At 39.9% G+C, this 21,375-nt stretch carries 20 protein-coding genes and 1 riboswitch; of the genes, 12 read left to right on the forward strand and 8 right to left on the reverse strand.

Going from position 1 to position 21,375, the window contains the following annotated elements; all coding sequences use genetic code 11:
• Positions 1-14 precede the first annotated feature (14 nt).
• Positions 15-548: an META domain-containing protein gene (locus MKL33_RS18130; RefSeq protein ID WP_270907476.1), complete on the forward strand. Its 534-nt coding sequence runs from the start codon at positions 15-17 to the stop codon at positions 546-548.
• Between the two features lie 28 nt (positions 549-576).
• Here the strand turns inward: MKL33_RS18130 and MKL33_RS18135 are convergent, their stop codons facing one another.
• The 3 genes from MKL33_RS18135 to MKL33_RS18145 all read right to left on the reverse strand — a co-directional run bounded on the left by MKL33_RS18135 (position 577) and on the right by MKL33_RS18145 (position 3,889).
• Entirely contained in the window at positions 577-1,290 is a 714-nt protein-coding gene (locus MKL33_RS18135; protein WP_270907477.1) for a glycerophosphodiester phosphodiesterase, read from the reverse strand.
• Between the two features lie 74 nt (positions 1,291-1,364).
• Positions 1,365-1,943, reverse strand: coding sequence for a cob(I)yrinic acid a,c-diamide adenosyltransferase (locus MKL33_RS18140; protein ID WP_017482190.1), 579 nt, complete (start codon positions 1,941-1,943; stop codon positions 1,365-1,367).
• Positions 1,944-2,038: 95 nt separating this feature from the next.
• The gene (locus tag MKL33_RS18145; protein ID WP_270907478.1) at positions 2,039-3,889 is read right to left on the reverse strand and encodes a TonB-dependent receptor plug domain-containing protein; all 1,851 of its coding nucleotides are present in this window, start codon (positions 3,887-3,889) and stop codon (positions 2,039-2,041) included.
• Between the two features lie 24 nt (positions 3,890-3,913).
• Positions 3,914-4,120, reverse strand: a riboswitch (cobalamin riboswitch).
• A 126-nt stretch (positions 4,121-4,246) separates the two neighbouring features.
• Between MKL33_RS18145 and MKL33_RS18150 the strand changes: the two genes are divergently transcribed.
• From MKL33_RS18150 to MKL33_RS18165, 4 genes are read left to right on the forward strand one after another with little or no spacing between them, the layout of a single operon-like run.
• A complete protein-coding gene (locus MKL33_RS18150; protein WP_270907479.1) occupies positions 4,247-4,915 on the forward strand; it encodes a phosphoribosylanthranilate isomerase in 669 nt (222 codons plus the stop codon).
• The gene (gene trpB, locus MKL33_RS18155; RefSeq protein WP_002116129.1) at positions 4,890-6,119 is read left to right on the forward strand and encodes a tryptophan synthase subunit beta; all 1,230 of its coding nucleotides are present in this window, start codon (positions 4,890-4,892) and stop codon (positions 6,117-6,119) included. The genes MKL33_RS18150 and trpB overlap by 26 nt, the downstream gene beginning before the upstream one ends.
• Before the next feature lie 9 nt (positions 6,120-6,128).
• Complete coding sequence (locus MKL33_RS18160) at positions 6,129-6,641, forward strand: DUF1543 domain-containing protein (protein WP_001139542.1); 513 nt, start codon at positions 6,129-6,131, stop codon at positions 6,639-6,641.
• 37 nt (positions 6,642-6,678) lie between these two features.
• Entirely contained in the window at positions 6,679-7,674 is a 996-nt protein-coding gene (locus MKL33_RS18165; RefSeq protein ID WP_130173387.1) for a DUF2804 domain-containing protein, read from the forward strand.
• Positions 7,675-7,682: 8 nt separating this feature from the next.
• Here the strand turns inward: MKL33_RS18165 and MKL33_RS18170 are convergent, their stop codons facing one another.
• Positions 7,683-8,558, reverse strand: coding sequence for a metal-dependent hydrolase (locus MKL33_RS18170; RefSeq protein WP_032036968.1), 876 nt, complete (start codon positions 8,556-8,558; stop codon positions 7,683-7,685).
• A gap of 122 nt (positions 8,559-8,680) precedes the next feature.
• Between MKL33_RS18170 and MKL33_RS18175 the strand changes: the two genes are divergently transcribed.
• The 5 genes from MKL33_RS18175 to MKL33_RS18195 all read left to right on the forward strand — a co-directional run bounded on the left by MKL33_RS18175 (position 8,681) and on the right by MKL33_RS18195 (position 14,005).
• Positions 8,681-9,730, forward strand: a complete 1,050-nt coding sequence (locus MKL33_RS18175) for an AraC family transcriptional regulator (RefSeq protein ID WP_087400114.1) — start codon at positions 8,681-8,683, stop codon at positions 9,728-9,730.
• Between the two features lie 246 nt (positions 9,731-9,976).
• Positions 9,977-10,780, forward strand: coding sequence for a tryptophan synthase subunit alpha (gene trpA / locus MKL33_RS18180; RefSeq protein WP_174723105.1), 804 nt, complete (start codon positions 9,977-9,979; stop codon positions 10,778-10,780).
• The gene (gene accD / locus MKL33_RS18185; RefSeq protein ID WP_005804699.1) at positions 10,777-11,673 is read left to right on the forward strand and encodes an acetyl-CoA carboxylase, carboxyltransferase subunit beta; all 897 of its coding nucleotides are present in this window, start codon (positions 10,777-10,779) and stop codon (positions 11,671-11,673) included. The genes trpA and accD overlap by 4 nt, the downstream gene beginning before the upstream one ends.
• A complete protein-coding gene (gene folC / locus MKL33_RS18190; RefSeq protein WP_270907480.1) occupies positions 11,670-12,956 on the forward strand; it encodes a bifunctional tetrahydrofolate synthase/dihydrofolate synthase in 1,287 nt (428 codons plus the stop codon). Before accD ends, folC begins: the two co-directional genes overlap by 4 nt.
• Entirely contained in the window at positions 12,947-14,005 is a 1,059-nt protein-coding gene (locus MKL33_RS18195) for an SPOR domain-containing protein (RefSeq protein ID WP_270907481.1), read from the forward strand. Before folC ends, MKL33_RS18195 begins: the two co-directional genes overlap by 10 nt.
• A 29-nt stretch (positions 14,006-14,034) precedes the next feature.
• Here the strand turns inward: MKL33_RS18195 and MKL33_RS18200 are convergent, their stop codons facing one another.
• From MKL33_RS18200 to MKL33_RS18210, 3 genes are all read right to left on the reverse strand, one after another.
• Positions 14,035-14,613: a dual specificity protein phosphatase family protein gene (locus tag MKL33_RS18200; RefSeq protein WP_063099579.1), complete on the reverse strand. Its 579-nt coding sequence runs from the start codon at positions 14,611-14,613 to the stop codon at positions 14,035-14,037.
• Positions 14,610-15,422 (reverse strand): MBL fold metallo-hydrolase, encoded by an 813-nt coding sequence (locus MKL33_RS18205; protein ID WP_174723109.1) that lies wholly within the window; start codon positions 15,420-15,422, stop codon positions 14,610-14,612. Before MKL33_RS18205 ends, MKL33_RS18200 begins: the two co-directional genes overlap by 4 nt.
• A gap of 215 nt (positions 15,423-15,637) precedes the next feature.
• A complete protein-coding gene (locus tag MKL33_RS18210) occupies positions 15,638-16,288 on the reverse strand; it encodes a peroxiredoxin (RefSeq protein WP_005050084.1) in 651 nt (216 codons plus the stop codon).
• A 406-nt stretch (positions 16,289-16,694) separates the two neighbouring features.
• Between MKL33_RS18210 and secA the strand changes: the two genes are divergently transcribed.
• Positions 16,695-19,415 carry a preprotein translocase subunit SecA gene (gene secA / locus MKL33_RS18215; protein WP_078219686.1) on the forward strand — a complete coding sequence of 907 codons (2,721 nt, stop codon included), beginning with the start codon at positions 16,695-16,697 and terminating at the stop codon, positions 19,413-19,415.
• A gap of 131 nt (positions 19,416-19,546) precedes the next feature.
• On the forward strand, positions 19,547-19,990 hold the full coding sequence (locus MKL33_RS18220) for a hypothetical protein (RefSeq protein WP_002116535.1): 444 nt from the start codon (positions 19,547-19,549) through the stop codon (positions 19,988-19,990).
• A 66-nt stretch (positions 19,991-20,056) separates the two neighbouring features.
• Here the strand turns inward: MKL33_RS18220 and MKL33_RS18225 are convergent, their stop codons facing one another.
• Positions 20,057-21,367 (reverse strand): MFS transporter, encoded by a 1,311-nt coding sequence (locus tag MKL33_RS18225; protein ID WP_002116183.1) that lies wholly within the window; start codon positions 21,365-21,367, stop codon positions 20,057-20,059.
• Between the last annotated feature and the right edge of the window lie 8 nt (positions 21,368-21,375).

The raw sequence follows: 21,375 nt of genomic DNA on the forward strand, positions 1-21,375 counted from the left end.
GGAGAAGTTGTTTAATGAACGTACAACGATTGAAAAAAAAGAACAGCATTGATATTTCAAGAAAATTATCATTGAAGTGTGTCTTGGTCACAATCAGTCTTGTATTAGCCGCATGTCAAAGTACACCCGAACAAACTACGAAAAAAGTTCAAACAAAAAGAACAGTTCATCAGACTCAAGCACCTGTTGTAAAAAAGAGAGTGAGTCCAGATGGCATTCAAGATATTGATTGGCAGATCACTCAGATCAGTGGTCATAAGGCAAAATTCTTTAACCAATGGCCAACTCTTTCACTGAACTCAGCAGTCAAAACAGTATCGGGACATACTGGTTGTAATGCTATTTTTGGCCGTTATACATTTAATTTCAGCCAGCAAAAACTTGATATGCAAGTAAATGCAGGCCATTCAAGCTGTGATGGTGCTTTGGCTCAAGAAGCAGAGCTAGTAGATGCTTTGCAACGTATTCAACGCTTCCAACTCGTAGGTAATACGCTATATTTACTTGACCAGAGTGGTCAGCGCCTCATTCAGGCACAAAAGAAATAAAAGGTGGTTTTTACCACCTTTTTTATATTTATAAGGCTTGTAGCATCGTGGTTGGAATATCTGTAATTAAGCCCTGAATCTCTAAATCACACAGCCTATTTGCTCTTTCTACATCATTGACTGTCCAGACACTAATGTTCAAACCAGCTTGATGTGATAATTGAATCATTTCATCTGTTGCCAGTTGGTCGTGCCAACCAATATGACAGCACCCATATTGATGTGCGAGTTCAATTGCCGTTGCCCCAACTGGAAGCTCAACTAACAATCCGCGTTTAAATTGAGAGTTTATATCGCTTAAGGCAGTTAAAATTTGAAGATCAAAACTTGTGATGGTTACGACTTTTTCAAAGCCCTGTAATTCCGTCTCGAGTTTTTGAACGAGCTTTTCGGCCAATGCCATATCTCTTACAGCTTTAACTTCAACTTCAATATGATCGAAATTATCAAGTAAGTTTAAAACACCTGTAAGGGTCGGTGTTGGTTCAGAAGTTGGCCAATTGGGCCAGCCTTGCCGATGATCGAATGACAACGCTTGAGCCAAAGTCGATTGCTCTACAATTTGATCGACTCCAGCTGTACGCAAAAAATTGTCATCATGAATAACAACTAACTCTTGGTCTTGAAGCTGGCGAATATCGAATTCGACACCATGAATACCTAAATTTTTTATGTGCTGAAACCCACCAAGTGTATTTTCAGGAGCTTCTCGGCGTGCACCACGATGACCAATAATGCGCATGATTTTCTTCTATGAAATATTTTGACTATGGTCTCTTTAAAAAGAGCAGAGACCATGTTTAATCTAATCTATTTTTAAATAATCTCATTAATATTTTTTTGCCAAAGCACTTCCTGGCCACCTTCAGCACGCTGTAAAGCACGCGATGCAACAAATAACCAGTCAGATAGACGGTTTAAAAGTTGGAGTGCTGTAGCTTGAATATTTTGATCACGAGTTTGCACCGACATGAGTGATCGCTCTGCACGGCGGCAAACGGCACGGGCTTGATGAGCATAACTACAAGATAAAGAACCAGACGGTAGAATAAACTCCTTAAGCATCGGTAAGTCTTCATTCATACGGTCAATTTCTTTTTCAAGAAATTCAATACAAACTGGCTGGAGTAGATTGTAATTTGGAATACAAACCTCTCCACCTAAATCAAAAAGCCAATGTTGAATCAGACTTAAGCTTTTATCCCAATCAGCCTTATCAGTTACTTGGCTATCTGTGATTTGAGCACGAAGTACCCCAATAATGGCGTTGAGTTCATCAACATCACCAAGTGCCGTAATTCGTAAATCATCCTTGGCAACACGAGAACCATCGCCTAAACCTGTTGTACCTGAGTCGCCTGTGCGTGTATAGATTTTGCTTAAACGGTGTCCCATGATGGATATCCTGAACATAAAAAAGGGATAATGTCGGTCAGAACATTACCCCGAAACTGGAGTTAAGAAAATATTTTTATAGTTGGCGTGAGAAATTAATAACGGAAAGTTACCCCAACAGAAGCTTGACGGCCTGTATTAACATACCAGTCATTTGAAGGATAAGTATTTAATACTTCACGATACTGAACATCACCTACGTTTTGAATATTGGTAAATACTTTCACGTTAGGAATAATATTCCAGTAAGCATTTAAGTCCACAGTCGCGTAACCAGGCACTCGCATAGAATTGGCTGAGTCTGCATAAGATTTCGCTCTAGCAATTAATGAAGCACTAATTCCATATACTGCATTTTCTAAACCTGTGCTTATAGTGAGAGTCTGGCGAGGACGGTAGGCAATTTCTGTATTATCTTTTTCATTTTCTGTTTTTACGTAAGCATATTCAGTGGACAAGAATAGATCATCCTGACGCCACTTAATTCCAGCTTCACCACCTGTAAAGTTTGCTTTAGCTATATTTGTATTAGTACCAGCATTGTAGGCGATAAGATCTTTAATTTTTGTATGATAAACAGAAAAATTAGTACTCACATTTGATGTAAGATCGTAGTTCATACCCATTTCATAAGAAGTACTTTCTTCTGGGGCTAAGTTCTCATTGCCTCCCCATTGAGAATATAGTTCATTTAAGGTCGGAGCTCTGAAAGCACTGCCGATATTTGCATATACACTAGCATTAGGTAAGAAATGATAGCGTATAGCACCTTGTCCAACAGTATGAGTACCAAAGCGTTGGTTGTCTTCTAAACGAACACCGACTTGGGTGTCAAAAAGATCATTTTTGAGTTGATGCTGTAAATAATACCCTGTGCTATTTACACTTTTATCTGAGTTAAGAATGGTATTACTTTTATAATTTGCATCGTTATAGGTAGCACCAACTAAAATATTTTGGTTTGGAGTGAATTTCCATTTCAGGTTTAAATCACTCTCATTATTTTCAGTATTGTAATATGAGCCATAAGCAGGAACATTTTGTTTATCCTGAACATTTGCATAGTGTGCATTAATGATGAGATCAGGCAAAATATTATAAGCAACTTTAGTGTTAATAACTCGATTTTCGAATTGGCGTTGTGCTGTATTGGTTATGTAGTCATTACTAAAAACATTAGTGCCTTTATTTTCACTAATTGAAGCAGAAGCATCTATTAAGTTTTCTTGGAAGAAACCTATTTTAGCGTGATAGCCTTTTTGATCATAACCGGCTTTTTCATTTTCTGGCTGGCTTTCAAAAATACGTGTTCCATCACTTTCTAAGCGTTGCCCACCTACTTGTGCATAGAACCCTTGGTCAGTCACGAGATTGGCATTAACAATAGCCTTATAAGTATTATTTTCGCCATAAATACCAGTTAGCTCAGCTCCTGTTTTCTCTGGTTTTTTAGAAATTAACTGGACGACACCACCAATCGCATCACTACCATATTGAACAGATGCCGGCCCTTTTAAAATTTCGATTTGTTGAACATCTGTTGTATCTAAAAATGCCGGATATAATGGACCAAGCTCATTTTGACTATTTAAACGAGCGCCATCTTTAAGAACTAATGTATGAACTGATTTAGTGCCGCGAAGTGAAATTTCAGAAATCTGACCTAGACCACCGCTTTGTTTTATATAAACAGAAGGATCGCGTTGGATAATATCTGAAACGTTTAGTAATGGATTCTGTTCAATTGTTTCTTCATCAATTACTGAAATTCGAGCCGGAACTTCACTTGCTTTTTCAGCACTTTTTGAAGCAGTCACTACAATTGGATCAAGCTGAGTTACATTCGTTGTATCTTCAGCAAAAATAACAGGTGAACACCCCATCGCAATAGCGATAGCCCCTACCAGATGAGTAGGTTGAAAAGACTTAGACATAACATGCTCCATACATTCACCCCACGTGAATGATCGGGTAGATAGATGAAACAAGTAGGTCTCCGGACTTCAGCGCCATATTTAATTTATGGACATATTCACCTTCCCACATTACTGCAGTGGCGTAAGTCGAGAACGACTTAAAAAATATGCTTTACATTGTTACCGTTGCGGGGGCAGTGCCGGACTTTCACCAGCTTCCCTAAAGCATGAATTGCTTACACTTGCTTCCAATTTTACGCAGTATAAAGTGGCGATTTACTTCATACAATGTCATTTGGAGCAATTCCCCGAGAACTTTTACGCAAGGGACAAAAATTGCATTACAATGGCGCTTATTTTAAGAAATGGTTGTAGTTTAGGCAGATCATGAGCCCATCAAACCAAAAACGTACACGAGCAAAAATCTGTGGAATTACTCGCATTCAAGATGTTCAGGCAGTTGTTGCTGCTGGAGCTGATGCGATTGGTTTTGTTTTTTTTCCGCCAAGTCCAAGACATGTAACGGTTGAACAGGCCCAAGAATTAGCAAAAGTAATTCCACCTTATGTACAAATGGTAGGTTTGTTTGTAAATGCGAGTGCTACTGAAATTCAGGATGTACTTGATTGTGTTCCCCTAGATGTATTACAACTACATGGCGATGAAACTCCAGAACAATGCCAAGATATTGCTCGCCATTGTAAACGTCGCTGGTATAAAGCGATTCAGGTTAAACCTGATCTGGATGTAGTTGCTGAAATTCAAAAATATCAGGCAGCTGGTGCCAGTGCTGTATTACTCGATGCATGGCATCCTGAGCTCAAAGGGGGCACAGGACATCAGTTTGACTGGTCTAAATTCCCAAAACTTGATATTCCATTAATCTTGGCAGGCGGTTTAACCCCTGACAATGTCATTGACGCTATTCATACTACCGGTGCTTTTGCAGTAGATGTGAGCGGAGGCGTAGAGTCCGCAAAAGGTATAAAAGACCAACAACTCATTGAACGATTTATGCAAGGAGTCCAACGTGGATCAGCAAAACAATGTGATTGACTATACACAGTACCCAGATGCTGCAGGGCATTTCGGTATCCATGGCGGACGTTTTGTGTCAGAAACTCTAATGGCGGCATTAGAAGATTTAGAAAATCTCTATTCCCGCATGAAAAATGATGAACAGTTTTTGGCAGAATTCGACCGTGACCTCGCCTACTATGTAGGTCGTCCTAGTCCACTTTATTATGCTGAGCGATGGTCAAAAGAGTTAGGTGGTGCGCAAATTTATCTTAAACGTGAAGACTTAAACCATACAGGTTCACACAAGGTAAATAACACGATTGGTCAGGCGTTATTGGCAAAGCTTTCGGGTAAAAAACGTATTATTGCCGAAACTGGTGCAGGGCAGCATGGTGTAGCGACAGCAACAATTGCAGCACGTTTAGGTCTCGAATGTGTTGTTTATATGGGCGCTGAAGACGTTAAGCGTCAAGCGATGAACGTTTATCGTATGCGTTTGTTGGGTGCTACAGTTGTTCCTGTACAAAGCGGCTCTAAAACGCTGAAAGACGCCATGAACGAAGCGATGCGTGACTGGGTAACCAATGTTGATACGACGTACTATGTGATTGGTACAGTTGCAGGCCCGCATCCATATCCTCAATTGGTTCGTGACTTCCAGTCAATTATTGGTCGTGAAGCGCGTAAACAGATTTTGGAACAAGCAGGTCGTTTACCAGATGCATTAGTTGCCTGTGTAGGTGGCGGTTCAAATGCAATGGGCTTGTTCTATCCGTTTTTAAACGATGCCAATGTGAAAATGTATGGTGTTGAAGCAGCTGGTTTTGGTATTGAAACTGGTAAACACTCTGCGCCGTTAAATGCGGGTCATGTGGGCGTATTACATGGTAACCGTACTTATTTAATGAGTGATGAGCAAGGCCAGATTATTGAGACACACAGTATCTCAGCTGGTCTTGATTATCCGGGTGTTGGTCCTGAACATAGCTTCTTGAAAGATATGAAGCGTGTAGAGTACGTGCCGATTAATGATACAGAAGCTCTACAAGGTTTCCGCGACTTAACTAAAATCGAAGGGATTATTCCTGCACTTGAAAGCTCTCATGCGATGGCATACGTTTCTAAGCTTGCACCGACGATGTCTAAAGATCAGATTATTATTGCGACTGTTTCAGGTCGTGGTGATAAAGATTTAATGACAGTTGCACGTATTGATGGCGTAGAAATGGTCGAGATGTAAGAGGATATAATGCCAAGTTTGTTTATGGTGATGTTAGGCGGGCGTCATGCACGCGCTAATACAGAAGTTCATGATGTAGTCATGGCTGTAGGAGATACTTTGGAAGAGGTTTATCCTCAACTTAAACAGGCTTGGTTTGGTGAGGCTCAAGGATTGCATATTGATGCTTGGGCCAAGCTCTCAGGAGTTAGCTCTCAAGGGCAAAATTATCAAATTCATTTTACAGATGCTGCTCCACAACCAGATGATTTAAAATTATATTTAATTAATCTGGGCGGATATAATGCAAGTGAATTCGGTGAACTTCACCGTTATGAGTTTGTGGTTGCACCGAATGCGGTAGCTGCCAAACAATTAGGTAAACAATTTATAGATCGGCAGTGGCAAAAAGCACATACAGATCGAGTCATTGATATTGATGACTGCTTAGCAATAGATTGTGTAGCAGGGCGCTATATTCATTTAATAAAAGGCGATTTTGCTGAAACAATTTGGGAAAATACGTATTTGACCGTGGTATAGGTCATTTGAAATCTAATATTCATATGGAAGTGGGTAAATGGATTTAATTCAAGAAAATGGACAGCCTCGCTACGGGCGTTTTGAATCTGTACCGTCAACCATTCACGTACAACATTATATTTATAAAACCCCTTATGGTAAGGTCCTTAAAGGCTGGCGTAAGCAATTAAAATATAAAAAATTTAAATTCTGCGGCATTCAACATAAACACTATAGTATTGGTCTGGCAATTGCAGATATTGGCTGGGTTGGGCATGGCTTTTTCTATATTTATGACCATGAAACAGGGCAGGTCATCGAGTGGAATGCCATTCAGCCTTTAGGTCATAAAACCTACCTTGATGAACAACCTTTATTTAATCAAAGTTATTTTTCTAAATCTCCTTATCAGTTTGATATCCAGCATGCCAATGGTGTGCGGTACATTCGAGTCACTAAATATGGTGAGATTCAACTTAGCGCTCGTATTTTTTGTGCTGGAACCGATATATTAAGTTTGTGTACACCAACTGGCATCAATGGTTGGACTTATACCCAAAAGCAGACCACATTGGCTGTAGAGGGAATGTTTATTAATAAGCAAAACCAAGTCGTACAATTTGATGAAAAGACATTTGCCTCTTTAGATGATACCTGCGGTTTTTTGCGACCTGAAACGGCTTGGTTCTGGCTTTCATGTAATTTCTGGGATGAGCAAGGGCGTCGTATTGGTTTAAATTTAGCTTCTGGTGTTAATGAAAGTTTTGGTAATGAAAACTGCTTATGGATTAACGGAGTCTTATTTCCACTAACTGATGTTTTATTTGAAAAAGTAAATGATGAGCTTTGGCAAATTAGCTCTTTAGATCAAAAGCTTAATCTCCAAGTGCATATTGGTTGGTGCCGATATGAAAATATAAACTTAAGAATGATCGGCAGCCAGTTCAATCAGTGGCAAGCTAAAATTAGCGGCACGATTGGGCATGAGGCAACCGATATAATCAATTGCAATGAGCAATACGGTTTACTAGAACAACATTATGCGAAATGGTAACAAGCAGGTTATAAACCTGCTTGCCAGAATGCTTCACCAGCTGCAATAGGATCATTTGTCTTTTCGAGTGTTTCAATCCAAACAGGATATTGACGAATGACTGGATGTTGACTTGGATGAAAGTCTTTTTTAAACCAATCTAAATATTGGTTTTTCATAGCGGTTAATGTGCCATTTTTGCCAAAGAACCAAGGTAAACCTTTAAGGTTCATCAGGAGTCTTTCTCTTGGACTAAAGCCATCACATTTCAACATGATGTTGGTGCGATAGAGTGTAAAACCAAACATCAGTACCGTCGTAAGAACCAATACAAATCGACGAGTCGACTCAGGAACTTCACCTACTTGTTTCATGACATCAAAAGCAACATCACGGTGCTCCATCTCTTCAATGGCATGCCAAGCGAACAGCGCTCGGACATATGGGTGAGCATTTTCCAAAGTTTTTTTATTGCTATAAAACGTTTCTGCCATTAATGCAGTTAAATGTTCAGCTGCTGCCGTCATTGCAATATTGTATTGCGGTGAGCGTTTGGTGAGCTCAAAACGGAAAATCCTTTTAAGTGTGGCTGTGAACTGGTCAACAGGCATGCCTTGCTCTTTCATGAGCTGATTCATTTTGTCATGGGCAATACCATGTTGAGCTTCTTGTTTAATAAAATCGGCAACTCGCTTTTGTAGTTCCGGGTCATCAATTTTGTCACGGAACATACGGACACATTCAATAAAATAACGCTCTCCATCTGGAAAGGTTAAGCTGAGCGCATCAAACATACGAGTCAAAAAAGGATCATTATTAAACCAAAAGCGAGGCGCTTCGTTTAAATGAAAATCCAGATCTTTACGAACCACTGGCTCGACCTGATAAGAAACATGTGCGTTCATATTTTTATTTCTCGCATCTAACATGTTCATTAGTATGTCGCCAATAGTCGGCTTTGTTTTGACAGTTATTGCCAATTTTTATACAGTTTGCGACAAGATGGCGTTAAAAAAAAGGATGAGCCATGCAGGATTTTACGATTTCAAATGGCTACTTTTATCTGTGGAATACTTATCTAAAAGAGAAAGGAATCGATTGGCAGGCATTAAACCTTACAGATGTTCAGGCCCGTCAAGTTCAAAATATTTTAGCTTCATCTATTGATGCTCAATCTTCTTTAAACTTTTTTCTTGAACTTTTAGAGCTGACAGAGTCTCGTCTGCAAGTTTCTAATTTAGCTCTAGAAATGGCAACTTGTATTACACCTGCCAATTTTGGTGTACTGGGATATATGGCTTCTCGGAGTGGGAGCTTTGCAGAGGTTCTTGAATATGTCATGAAATTTCATCGTCTCGTGATTGACGGTGAGCAAGTCGTGCCTATGCAAGTTGAACAAGATGCTTCTAACATTCGTTTGTATTGGCCTTTGGTTGATGCCAGTAATATCATACTTTGTGAGCTGACTTTAGCTGCTATGGTTCAGCTTGCTAAACAAATTGCTCCTTTCCATGATTTTCTCTTGCAGCATGTTGAGTTTGTGCACCGCTCACGTGGTCCCTTAGTTCACTATCAGCGTTTCTTTCAATGTAAATTATCATTTGAGCAACCTTACTATGCATTAACTTTTGCAAGTGAAGGATTGAATGTTCGTCCTCGACATGCAGACCCCAGCTTAATGCAACTTTTAGTGAAACAAGCAGAAGAGGCATTGGCTCAGCGGAAAATACATACAGATTTAGCTCAGCAAATACATTGGATTGTTCATGAATATTTCAAACATAAGCAACAAGCTCCGAAAATAGAGGATATTGCCATCGAGTTGAATATTTCAGTACGAAGCTTGCAGCGTCAATTACAGTCATTAAATACTTCATTTAAATTAATTTTAGATGCTGAACGCATGAAACGCTGTGAAATATTACTTCACCAAAATGAAAGCCTCACCGCAATTGCTGAACAGTTGGGATATTCGGATCAGTCGGCACTTGCACGGGCTCATAAAAATTTGACAGGACAAACTTTACTCATGCGGAAAAGGGAATTACAACTCGCCAATAAAAATATTGAGAAATAAGTTTTGTGTGATTGTTTTTTAACCAAGTGACAATCTAATAATGGCTCGAAAATAGGAAGCTTTGATCATTGAGAAAAGTTTCAAAATATTGATAAATGTACACCATGGGTTGTATGAATCATACAATCGAATATCGCCATAACGTTAGACCTGTTCAATGGACAAAAAATAGCGTTAAAATGCGATGTTCTTGTATTTCTACAAACAACTCCTCAATTTTAAATAATTCAAGGAAAGCACAACCCTATGTCACGTCTTGCCACCCGTTTTGAAAAGCTTAAGTCCCAACAACGTAAAGCGCTTGTATCTTATGTTATGGCGGGTGATCCACAGCCACAAGTAACGGTTCCGTTACTGCATAAAATGGTTGCGGCAGGAGTAGATGTCATTGAGCTTGGTTTACCATTTTCAGATCCAATGGCTGATGGTCCGGTAATTGCGCTTGCAGCTGAACGTGCGCTTGCAGCAGGGACTAACACGTTGGATGCACTCAACATGGTAAAAGAGTTCCGTGAGCAGGATCAGGAAACACCTGTTGTTTTAATGGGTTATCTGAATCCGGTTGAAGTGATTGGTTACGAGAAGTTTGTTTCTCATGCGAAACAATGTGGTGTAGATGGCTTATTACTTGTGGATTTACCACCAGAAGAGTCAAAAGAGTTTGGTGCTGTGTTGAAACAACATGATATGGACCAAATTTTCTTACTTGCGCCAACTTCTACAGATCAACGCATTCAACATGTGACTAATCAGGCAGGTGGTTTTATCTACTATGTTTCACTGAAAGGTGTAACTGGAGCAGCAACACTTGATACGGCAGAAGCTGCTGCACGTATTCAAAAAATCAAAAATGCCACTGATATTCCAGTGGGTGTTGGTTTTGGTATTAGTGATGCCGCTTCAGCAAAAGCAATGGGTAATGTTGCTGATGCCGTGATTGTAGGTAGTGCTTTCGTTAAAAATTTTGCAACGTTGGCAGCGGATGACGCTGTTGAACAGACGGTGAGTAAAGTCAAGGAGCTTCGAGCAGCGCTCGATGAGTTAGTATGAATCAAGAAGTGAAACCAGGGAAAGTTCTTAGCCCTTCGACACCATGGACAAAACGTCCGGTTCCAGGTATTGAAGTCGCAGATGAGCAACAAATTCTCAAAGCAACATTTACTGAGCCAACGATTGAATGTCCTGAATGTCATGCACTAGTGACACGTACAGCAATATCTTTCAATGCATATGTTTGTCCGCAATGTGATGAACACTTACGAATGAAAGCTCGTGACCGCTTGAACTGGTTCTTCGATAATGTTGTAACTGAATTGGGTCAAGAATTTACTGCAAAAGATCCATTAAAGTTTGTTGACTCTAAACCGTATCCAGATCGTATGCGTGAAGCGCAAAGCAAAACTGGTGAAACGGAAGCGTTAATTGCCATGCAAGGTAACTTAAATGGCGTAGATATGATTGCATGTGCTTTTGAGTTCGACTTTATGGGCGGCTCAATGGGTACAGTTGTAGGTGACCGTTTTGTACAGGCTGCCGAGCTTGCAATTGCAAAACGTCAGCCATTAATCTGTTTCGCAGCTTCTGGCGGCGCGCGTATGCAAGAAGGTATGTTATCGCTTATGCAAATGGCGCGCACTTCTGCTGCGATTCAAAAATTAAAAGATGCTGGCTTACCATATATCGTTGTGTTAACACATCCTGTGTATGGTGGTGTAACAGCTTCTTTAGCAATGTTGGGTGATATTCATATTGCTGAACCTAAAGCAATGATTGGCTTTGCTGGTAAACGTGTAATTGAGCAGACTGTACGTGAAACTCTTGAAGAACCGTTCCAACGTGCTGAATATTTGCTTGATCATGGTGTAATCGATCAGATTGTTCATCGTCATGCTTTACGTGATACTGTATCTCGACTTGTATCGAAATTGATGAACTTACCTTGAACCAACAAGCTCCACTTTCAATAGACTCTTTAGATACATGGCTCAATTATTGGAGCCATGTTCACGTTACAGGGATAGATCTTGGTCTGGAACGTGTAATTCCTGTTGCAGAAAAGCTGGGTGTAACTCAGCCTAATGCTAAAGTTTTTACAGTAGCCGGAACGAATGGTAAAGGCTCAACCACAACCACACTGGCTGCGATATTAAAGGCACAGGGTTATAAAGTTGGGTTATATCAGTCACCGCATATCTATCGCTTTAATGAGCGAGTTAAACTAGGTGGAGTTGAAGTCGATGATCAAAGTCTGATTGATGCTTTTGTTCAAGTCGATCAGGCTCGTCGCGATTGTGATTTAAGCTTATCTTTTTTTGAAGCAACCACTTTGGCTGCTTTTGTTATTTTTAAACAACAACAATGTGATGTATGGGTGCTCGAAGTCGGTTTGGGCGGGCGTTTAGATGTCGTCAATGTGATTGATCCCGACATTGCAGTGATTACTAATATTGGCCTAGATCACATAGACTGGTTAGGCGATACCATTGAAAAAATTGCTTTTGAAAAAGCAGGCATTATTCGTCCACATATTCCGGTTATCTTCGCTGGTGAGCAACAATTACCGCAAGCAATTCAAGATAAAGCACAAAGTTCACAAGCAGACTTATATACCGTTAATCGTGATTATTTTTATAAGCTCGCAGAAGATGGACAAAACTGGTACTTTGCTTCAGAAGGAACCACTTTAAAACTTCCTTTAGGTACATTAGCGATTGAAAATATTGCAGGAGCAGTTGCGGCCATTTTAAATAGCGGACTTGAGATTTCTCAGTCAGCATTAGAAAAAGGTATTCAATCTGCTCGCTTAGCAGGGCGTTTTGAACAGCGTCAAGTAGATGGGAAGACGGTCATTTTTGATGCTGGGCACAATCCACATGGTGTTGAATTTTTGTTAAAGCAATTGCGAAATTTCTTAGAATACAATAAACAGTACACAGAAGTTGTCGCAGTATTTTCAATGCTGGCAGATAAAGATATAAAATCAGTAGTCGATTTATTGAAACCTACTGTTTTACATTGGAAAATTGCTGAATTGAATGTGCCGCGTGCTGCACCGATTCAGCAACTCAATGATGCCTTGCAAGGCCAGACAGTACAACAATATGGCAATATCAAAGAGGCTTTTAAATCAGCGCTTGAGCAAACAAATAACAATCAGCTGATTTTGGCCTGTGGTTCGTTTCATACTTTAGAAGCGATTTGGGAGTATTTGGAAGAATGTCAATGAATAACAAACAACGCTGGATGGGTGGCGTTGTTTTACTAGGAGGTGGTGTTTTATTGGCAGCATTACTTCTAAAAGGAAATGAGGAAATAAAACAGGTTGAAGCTCAACCATCCGCATCCACATCGCCAAAAACTCAAACTAAACCAAAACAGACAACTGAAGGGCAAATGGTACAACTACAACCTCTTGCGGTTGATGTTGAAACTGAAAAACGTTTGCTAGAAGAACAGCGTCGTGCACGTGAAAAGGCCGTTGCTGAACAAGAAGCACGTGCAGCTGAGTTCTTAGCAATGCAGCAGCAAGCTGAAGCTGATGCTGCTCGTAAAGCTGCAGCAGAGTACGCTGCGATTAATGCGCGCCGTACAGCGGCTCAAGAAAGTTCAGATAATATTCCACCGGAGTTAGTGGGTGAGGCGAAAGCTAAAAACCAGCAAGCTAATACGGTGAATAAAACAACTGATACTTCAAAAATAGATACAGACAAAAAAGCTGCTGAAGCAAAACGCCAAGCAGAAGCAGACAAGAAAGCGACTGATGCTAAGCGTCAAGCAGAAGCAGACAAAAAAGCAACTGAAGCAAAACGTCAAGCAGAAGCAGACAGGAAAGCAGCTGAAGCTAAACGACAGGCAGAAGCTGATAAAAAGGCTGCAGAAGCGAAACGCCAAGCAGAAGCAGACAAAAAAGCTGCTGAAGCCAAACGACAAGCAGAAGCTGATAAAAAAGCCTCTGATGCTAAACGAAAAGCTGAAGCTGAGAAAAAAGCTGAAGCTGAAAAAGCACGTGAACTGCTTGAAAATGGCGATAAAAAGTGGATGGTTCAAGTCGCTTTGGCTGCTAACCAAGCAAATGCAGATGCCGTTGTTTCTAAATTACGAGCTAAAGGCTACAAGGTCACTACAAGCCCAACCAGTAAGGGAATTCGTATTATGGTTGGTCCTGCAAAAGACCGTGATACCGCAGATGCTGCTCGTAAGAAAATTACTTCTGATTCAAGCTTAAATATGAAATCAGCTTGGGTAATTGACTGGGTACCGTTAGACCAACGTTAACCAGAGTAAAAATTCTACTCAAGATGTCATTAAGATGGATTCGACAGTTGTTGTTGAATCCATCTTACATTTTCAGGGGTAAATAATCGGTCAATGTTCTTCCAAATAATATGATAACCGTAACCCCCTTGTTTCATTTCCTTAACCGCATCATTAATTGCCCAATTTTCAAAAATAATGCGATACATGGCAACGCTGGCCCCTGTACGATCTGAACCATGGTAGCAGTGCAATAAAACGCGCTGATCATTCTGCTTGGCAATTTTGATTTGTTGCATGACTTCTAAAAGATCTTGTCGGTCAATTGCCCAAGTGTTGATAGGAATATGTACAAGATTAAAATTTTCATTTTTAAAAACTAAACTATCTGCGTCTTTGGCTCTTAAATTAATGATCGTTCCAATTTGATGATTCTTTAATTCAGAAATCATTGCTGTATCAGGTTGTTCACTGCGATAAACATCATTACTAATTTGATAAAAGTTATGAGTCTGAGAAACTAAGCTTCCCCAATCTTGTGGTCGATGCTCATGGGCGATACTTTCGTGCTGCATACATCCTTGTAAACTTATACAGATGACAAGTGTAAGGAGCGATAATTTCTTCATGTTTGATACCGTTTAAGCTCATCAGGGTCGTGAGCACAAATTATTTCAATCGTGGGTTCATGTTGAGCTAAATGCTGTAAACGCTTGAGATTAAAAAGACGCTTTTGATTGTCTTCTGCAAATGTTTTTTCCACCAGATCAAGTGATCTTAATTTATTTTTAGGGTTTAACTCTAGGTGTGAGTAGTAGGCATCTCCACAAAATAATACCCATTGATTTTGTTGCTTTATGGCAATCCCGCAATGTCCAGCTGTATGTCCTAACAGCGGTATCATTAAAATTTCATCTTGAAACAGCGGAAAACCTTTAACTTTTTCGAGGTTGAACCATGCTTCACCTTTTTGATATTCAACGAAGTTCCAATACCGATGATCTTTATATTGATTGGTTCTATAGCGAAGTTTGCCTTTAAAATTTGGAAGTTGGGCAGCGTTGTATTCTGCTGCTAAAACATGAACTGTGGCATGAGGAAAATCTGAGATACCACCAGCATGGTCGAAATCAAGATGAGTGACAAAAATATGCTGTACATCTTTGGGGCTAAACCCGAGCTTTTGGATTTGTTGGATCGCACTAAATTCAAGATTATACTCAATATTGCCTAAGCGTTTAACTAATGAGCCTAGGCGCTGCTTCATATGTAAGTAATCTTGCAAGCCAAAGCCAGTATCGATAAGCACTAAGCCTCGATCAGTTTCAACTAAAAGACAATGACAGATTACTTCAGCTCGGAAGCCTTTTTGTCCAAATAAGGGTGCACAAACTGGGCACATGCTGCCACACTTTAAATGATGAATTTTATAGATCATGATTTTTATTTTTTTACCGAATCGTTTCGAGTTATAACTGATCTGAACAATAAAAACCATGAGTATTCAATACATAAATAAAAAAGCCATCACTACAGATGACTTTTTCGGGTGTGATATTTAATCTAAGTGTGCCTACGCGCTTTGCTTGTCTTGTAGGGAATTTTTCAGATATTTGCCTACGCACTGCGTTTGTCTTGCAAGCAATAAAACCTTTAATCGGTTTTATTGCTTTCAGGCTGTGGCGTGAGGCGTAAATAAGGTTTAACAGCCGTATAACCTTTAGGGAAACGTTGTTTAATTTCTTCTTCATCTTTAAGTGATGGCACAATAACGACATCTTCACCTTGCTGCCAGTTCGCAGGTGTAGCGACTTTATGCTTGTCTGTTAATTGTAATGAATCCACAACACGTAAGACTTCGTTAAAATTTCGGCCCGTTGAAGCAGGGTAGGTAATGATTAAGCGAACTTTTTTGTTAGGATCAATAATTACTAAAGAACGCACCGTGAGTGTTTCACTGGCATTAGGATGGATGAAACCATAAAGCTCAGATACTTTACGATCTTTATCTGCAATGATTGGAAAGTTTACAGTTGTATTTTGTGTTTCATTGATGTCGTTGATCCAGCCTTTGTGAGACTCTACATCATCTACTGACAAAGCAATCGCTTTAACATTACGCTTCGTAAATTCATCTTTTAATTTTGCTGTATAACCTAATTCAGTTGTACATACGGGAGTATAGTCGGCTGGATGTGAAAATAAGATTCCCCAACTATCCCCTAAAAAATCATAAAAATTAATTGTGCCTTCACTCGATTCTTGTTGAAAATCGGGAGCAGTATCTCCTAATCGTAGTGTCATGATCTTTCCTCAATTACGCATAATTTGTTATTCGATTGAATGAATATGCAGCATTTACTTTATGATTAAAATTATTGTTTTTGTATTTTATTATGAACTTTTTATATAAGTGTAAATATATATGACTAAAACTCATTATTTTAAGTGCTTAATCAATGTAACTTTAAGGTAAATTTGCTAAATTAGATTTCTCGGAAGTTATGCTTAATCGATGAGCGTTAATGGTGTGTTTTTGGTGCTCGGCACATTAAGGGGAGATTAGATGAATGAAAAACCATTCGTCTAACTATCAGATTTTTTTTAGGGGTTTTGTGCAAACCCCTTGTACTTCAAATTTCTGGCACCATAATAAACGACTGAGAAAAAGTTTATTCATTTGACCAAGCAAGATTTAGAGAGTTTATCCATGTTGGCAAGTCTGATCGGAGGTATCTTCGGTACAAAAAATGAGCGTGAACTCAAACGCATGCGCAAAATTGTTGAGCAAATCAATGCGCTCGAGCCGACGATATCAGCTTTAAGCGATGCAGACTTATCTGCAAAAACTCCAGAATTCAAACAACGTTATAATAATGGCGAAAGTTTAGATAAATTACTTCCAGAAGCGTTTGCAGTTTGTCGTGAAGCTGCTAAGCGTGTGATGGGTATGCGTCACTATGACGTTCAGTTAATCGGTGGTATTACCTTGCATGAAGGTAAGATTGCCGAGATGCGTACTGGTGAAGGTAAAACCCTTATGGGTACTCTGGCGTGTTATTTAAACGCTTTGAGTGGCCAAGGTGTACATGTCATTACTGTGAACGATTATTTGGCACAGCGTGATGCCGAGTTGAACCGCCCATTATTTGAATTTTTGGGTCTATCAATTGGTACGATTTATTCAATGCAAGGTCCGTCAGAAAAAGCGGCAGCTTACCTTGCAGATATTACTTACGGTACCAATAACGAATTCGGTTTTGACTACTTACGTGACAACATGGTGTTTTCTTTAGCAGAAAAGAAACAACGTGGTTTGCACTATGCCATTATCGATGAAGTTGACTCCATCTTAATTGATGAGGCTCGTACACCATTAATTATTTCTGGTCAAAGTGAAGACTCTTCACACCTCTACAGTGCAATCAATACGATTCCACCTAAATTACATCCGCAAAAAGAAGAAAAAGTAGCAGATGGTGGTCATTTCTGGATTGATGAAAAGCAGCGTTCAGTTGAAATGACCGAGGTTGGTTATGAAACTGTTGAACAAGAACTTATTCAGATGGGCTTGTTGGCTGAAGGCGAAAGCTTATATTCAGCAACAAACTTGAACCTTGTTCACCATGTATCTGCTGCTATTCGTGCGCATTTCCTATTCCAACGTGATGTTCACTATATTATTCATGATGGTGAAGTGGTTATTGTCGATGAACATACGGGTCGTACGATGCCGGGTCGTCGTTGGTCAGAAGGTTTGCATCAAGCTGTTGAAGCAAAAGAAGGCTTAGAAATTCAGCCTGAAAACCAAACTTTAGCAACAACAACATTCCAGAACTATTTCCGTCTCTATAAAAAGCTTTCAGGTATGACAGGTACTGCTGATACTGAAGCTGCGGAAATGAAAGAAATTTACGGTCTTGATGTTGTGATTATTCCAACTCACCGTCCAATGATTCGTAACGACCAAAACGATTTAATTTATTTAAACCGTAATGGCAAATATAACGCGATTATTCAAGAAATTATGAATATTCGTGGGCAGGGTGTTGCTCCAATTCTTATTGGTACGGCAACCATTGAAGCCAGCGAAATTTTATCTTCTAAGTTAATGCAAGCTGGTATTCATCATGAAGTGTTGAATGCAAAGCAGCATGAGCGTGAAGCTGACATTATTGCTCAAGCGGGTAGTCCGAATGCAGTAACGATTGCAACTAACATGGCTGGTCGTGGTACGGATATTATTTTGGGTGGTAACTGGAAAGCGAAACTTGCCAAACTTGAAAACCCAACTGCAGAAGATGAAGCGCGTCTAAAAGCACAATGGGAACAAGACCACGAAGATGTATTGCAAGCCGGTGGTTTGCACATCATTGGTTCTGAACGCCATGAATCACGTCGTATTGACAACCAGTTACGTGGTCGTGCCGGTCGTCAGGGTGACCCTGGTGTTTCTCGTTTCTATTTATCTCTTGAAGATGACCTTATGCGTATTTTCGCAGGCGATCGTGTTGTTGGCATGATGCGTGCGATGGGTTTGAAAGAAGACGAAGCGATTGAACATAAAATGGTGAGCCGTTCGATTGAGAATGCTCAGCGTAAAGTTGAAGCGCGTAACTTCGATATTCGTAAGAACTTATTAAAATACGATGACGTGAATAATGAACAGCGTAAGATCATTTACTCACAACGTGATGAAGTATTAGCTGAAAATACCTTAAAAGAATACGTTGAAGAAATGCATCGTGAAGTGATGCAAGGCATGATTGCCAACTTTATTCCACCAGAGTCAATTCATGACCAGTGGGATGTGGAAGGTTTAGAAAATGCTTTACGTATTGATTTAGGTATTGAGCTACCAATCCAGGAATGGTTAGACCAAGATCGTCGTTTAGATGAAGAAGGTTTAGTTGAACGCATTAGTGATGAAGTGATTGAGCGTTATCGTCAGCGCCGTGCTCAAATGGGTGATGAATCTGCAGCAATGCTTGAGCGCCATTTCGTTTTAAACTCTCTTGATCGCCATTGGAAAGATCACTTGGCTGCAATGGATTATTTGCGTCAAGGTATTCACTTACGTGGCTATGCGCAAAAGAACCCTGAGCAGGAATATAAGAAAGAAGCTTTCAACCTGTTCGTAAACATGTTGGGTATTATTAAAACTGATGTTGTGACTGATTTGTCTCGTGTACATATCCCAACACCAGAAGAACTTGCAGAAATGGAAGCTCAACAGCAGCAGCAAGCTGAATCGATGAAGCTTTCTTTTGAACATGATGATGTAGATGGTTTAACTGGTGAAGTTACACTTTCTCAAGAAACCATGAACGAGTCTGCCGATCAGCAAGCTTTCCCTGTTCCAGAAAGCCGTAATGCCCCATGCCCATGTGGTTCAGGACTAAAATATAAGCAATGTCACGGTAAGATCTAATCTGCCTTTACAAAAAAAGCAGAACAATTGTTCTGCTTTTTTTATGTTTGTAGTAAGCCTGTGAATAATGTTTGCAGTTTTAAGCATTAAATGCTATTTACTTCTCATCCAGAGTGTATGTTGGAAAGACAATGAAAAAAGTATTACAACCTTTATTTTTAACTGTTCTTGCTGTACCAAGTTTTGTTTTTGCAGCAGAAGCAGCTTCAGCCCCTCAAACGACAACGGTTGACAAAGTACTTGCAGCAAAAGGCCCAACTTCGGCTCAAGCTGTAGTGAAGCAAGAAAATACTACAGTGATTAGTCCACGTACAGGTATTCGCTATACGTTGGGTAACACAGGTAATCGCCCAATTATTTTACAAACTACTGCGATTGCTCCAGCAAACTCAGCAAACATTAATCGTATTGTGGCAAGTAACCCAGCTCTTTCTGCAAAAAGCCAAGAAAAAGCAAAAGTTGCTTTAATCGGTGAAGCAGCTGTAGCAGGACCAGCAGCAGTTGCAGCAAGCAATGTAACAGCGCCAGCTGCAACAAATAGTGTTGCTCCAGCAAATCCTGCATCAATGAATTAATTCATATACGTATAAAAAAGCCAGTTCAAATTGAACTGGCTTTTTTATGGGGGTGTCTTTAAAACTTTAAATCTGATTATTTACATCATCATTTTTTGTTTCACGAATAAGTAAGAAGGCAACTAATGATAAAAGTGATGCAGCCGTAAGATAATAACCAACCGCATATAAACCATAAGTTTCAGCAAGCTTAGTCGCAATGAGTGGGGCAAAAGATGCACCAAAAATACCAGCCAAGTTAAAAGTTAATGCTGAACCTGTATATCGAACTGAAGTTGGGAAAAGTTCAGAAAGAACTGTACCGATCGGACCGTAGGTCAATCCCATAATCGCCAAGCCAGTACATAAGAAAAGGAATACGATTAAGGTATTTCCAGACTCTAACATACTAGAGAAGAACAAGCCGAAAATCGCAGCAGCAATACAAACGCCAATAGAAGTCGTTTTACGACCAAATTTTTCTGCAAAAATAGCCGATAAAGGAATAAATGCGGCGAAGCAAAGTGTGGCAAAGAGTTGAAGTTCTAAGAATTCACCACGCGCATAACCCAGTTTAGTGGTTCCCCAGTTTAAAGCAAATACGGTAGTAAGATAGAACACGACAAAGGTACAGATTGCTGCAACTGTGCCAAGAATAAGCTTACCTGTATGTTTGGTTAAGACTTCTTTAAATGGAATATTAACTTCTTTTTGCTTATCTAAAACCTTTTGGAAAGCTGGAGTTTCATGAAGTTTTAAACGGATATATAAGCCAACAATAACCAATACAGCACTGGCAATGAATGGAATACGCCAACCCCATTGCATGAATGCTTGCTCAGGAATAACTGCACTCAATAATAAGAATGAACCTGTTGCCAGAATAAAGCCGATTGGAGCACCTAGCTGCGGAAACATGCCGTACCATGCTCTTTTACCTTCTGGGGCATTTTCAGTCGCTAATAATACTGCGCCACTCCATTCACCGCCTAAACCTAAGCCTTGTCCTAAACGACAAACAGCTAATAGTAATGGTGCGACAATCCCGATTTGGGCATAGGTGGGAAGTAAACCAATACATACGGTTGAAATACCCATGGTCAGTAAAGCTGCAACTAATGTGGCTTTACGACCAATACGGTCTCCTAGATGGCCAAATAATGCGGCACCGATAGGACGAGCAATAAAGGCAATTGCAAAGGTTGCCAGAGATTGTAAAACTGCGGCACTGCCACTACTAGCAGGGAAAAATAGGTGAGGAAAGATAATCACAGCAGCTGTTGCATAGATATAAAAGTCGAAGAACTCAATAGTTGTACCGACTAAGCTTGCAAACAAAACTCGTGTTTTTGAATTAGTGGCTACTACAGGAGCAGCAGTCGCAGAGGTTGACTCCATATAAGTCC

The organism is Acinetobacter sp. AOR43_HL (assembly GCF_027854635.1).
Classification (GTDB): Bacteria; Pseudomonadota; Gammaproteobacteria; order Pseudomonadales; family Moraxellaceae; genus Acinetobacter; species Acinetobacter pittii.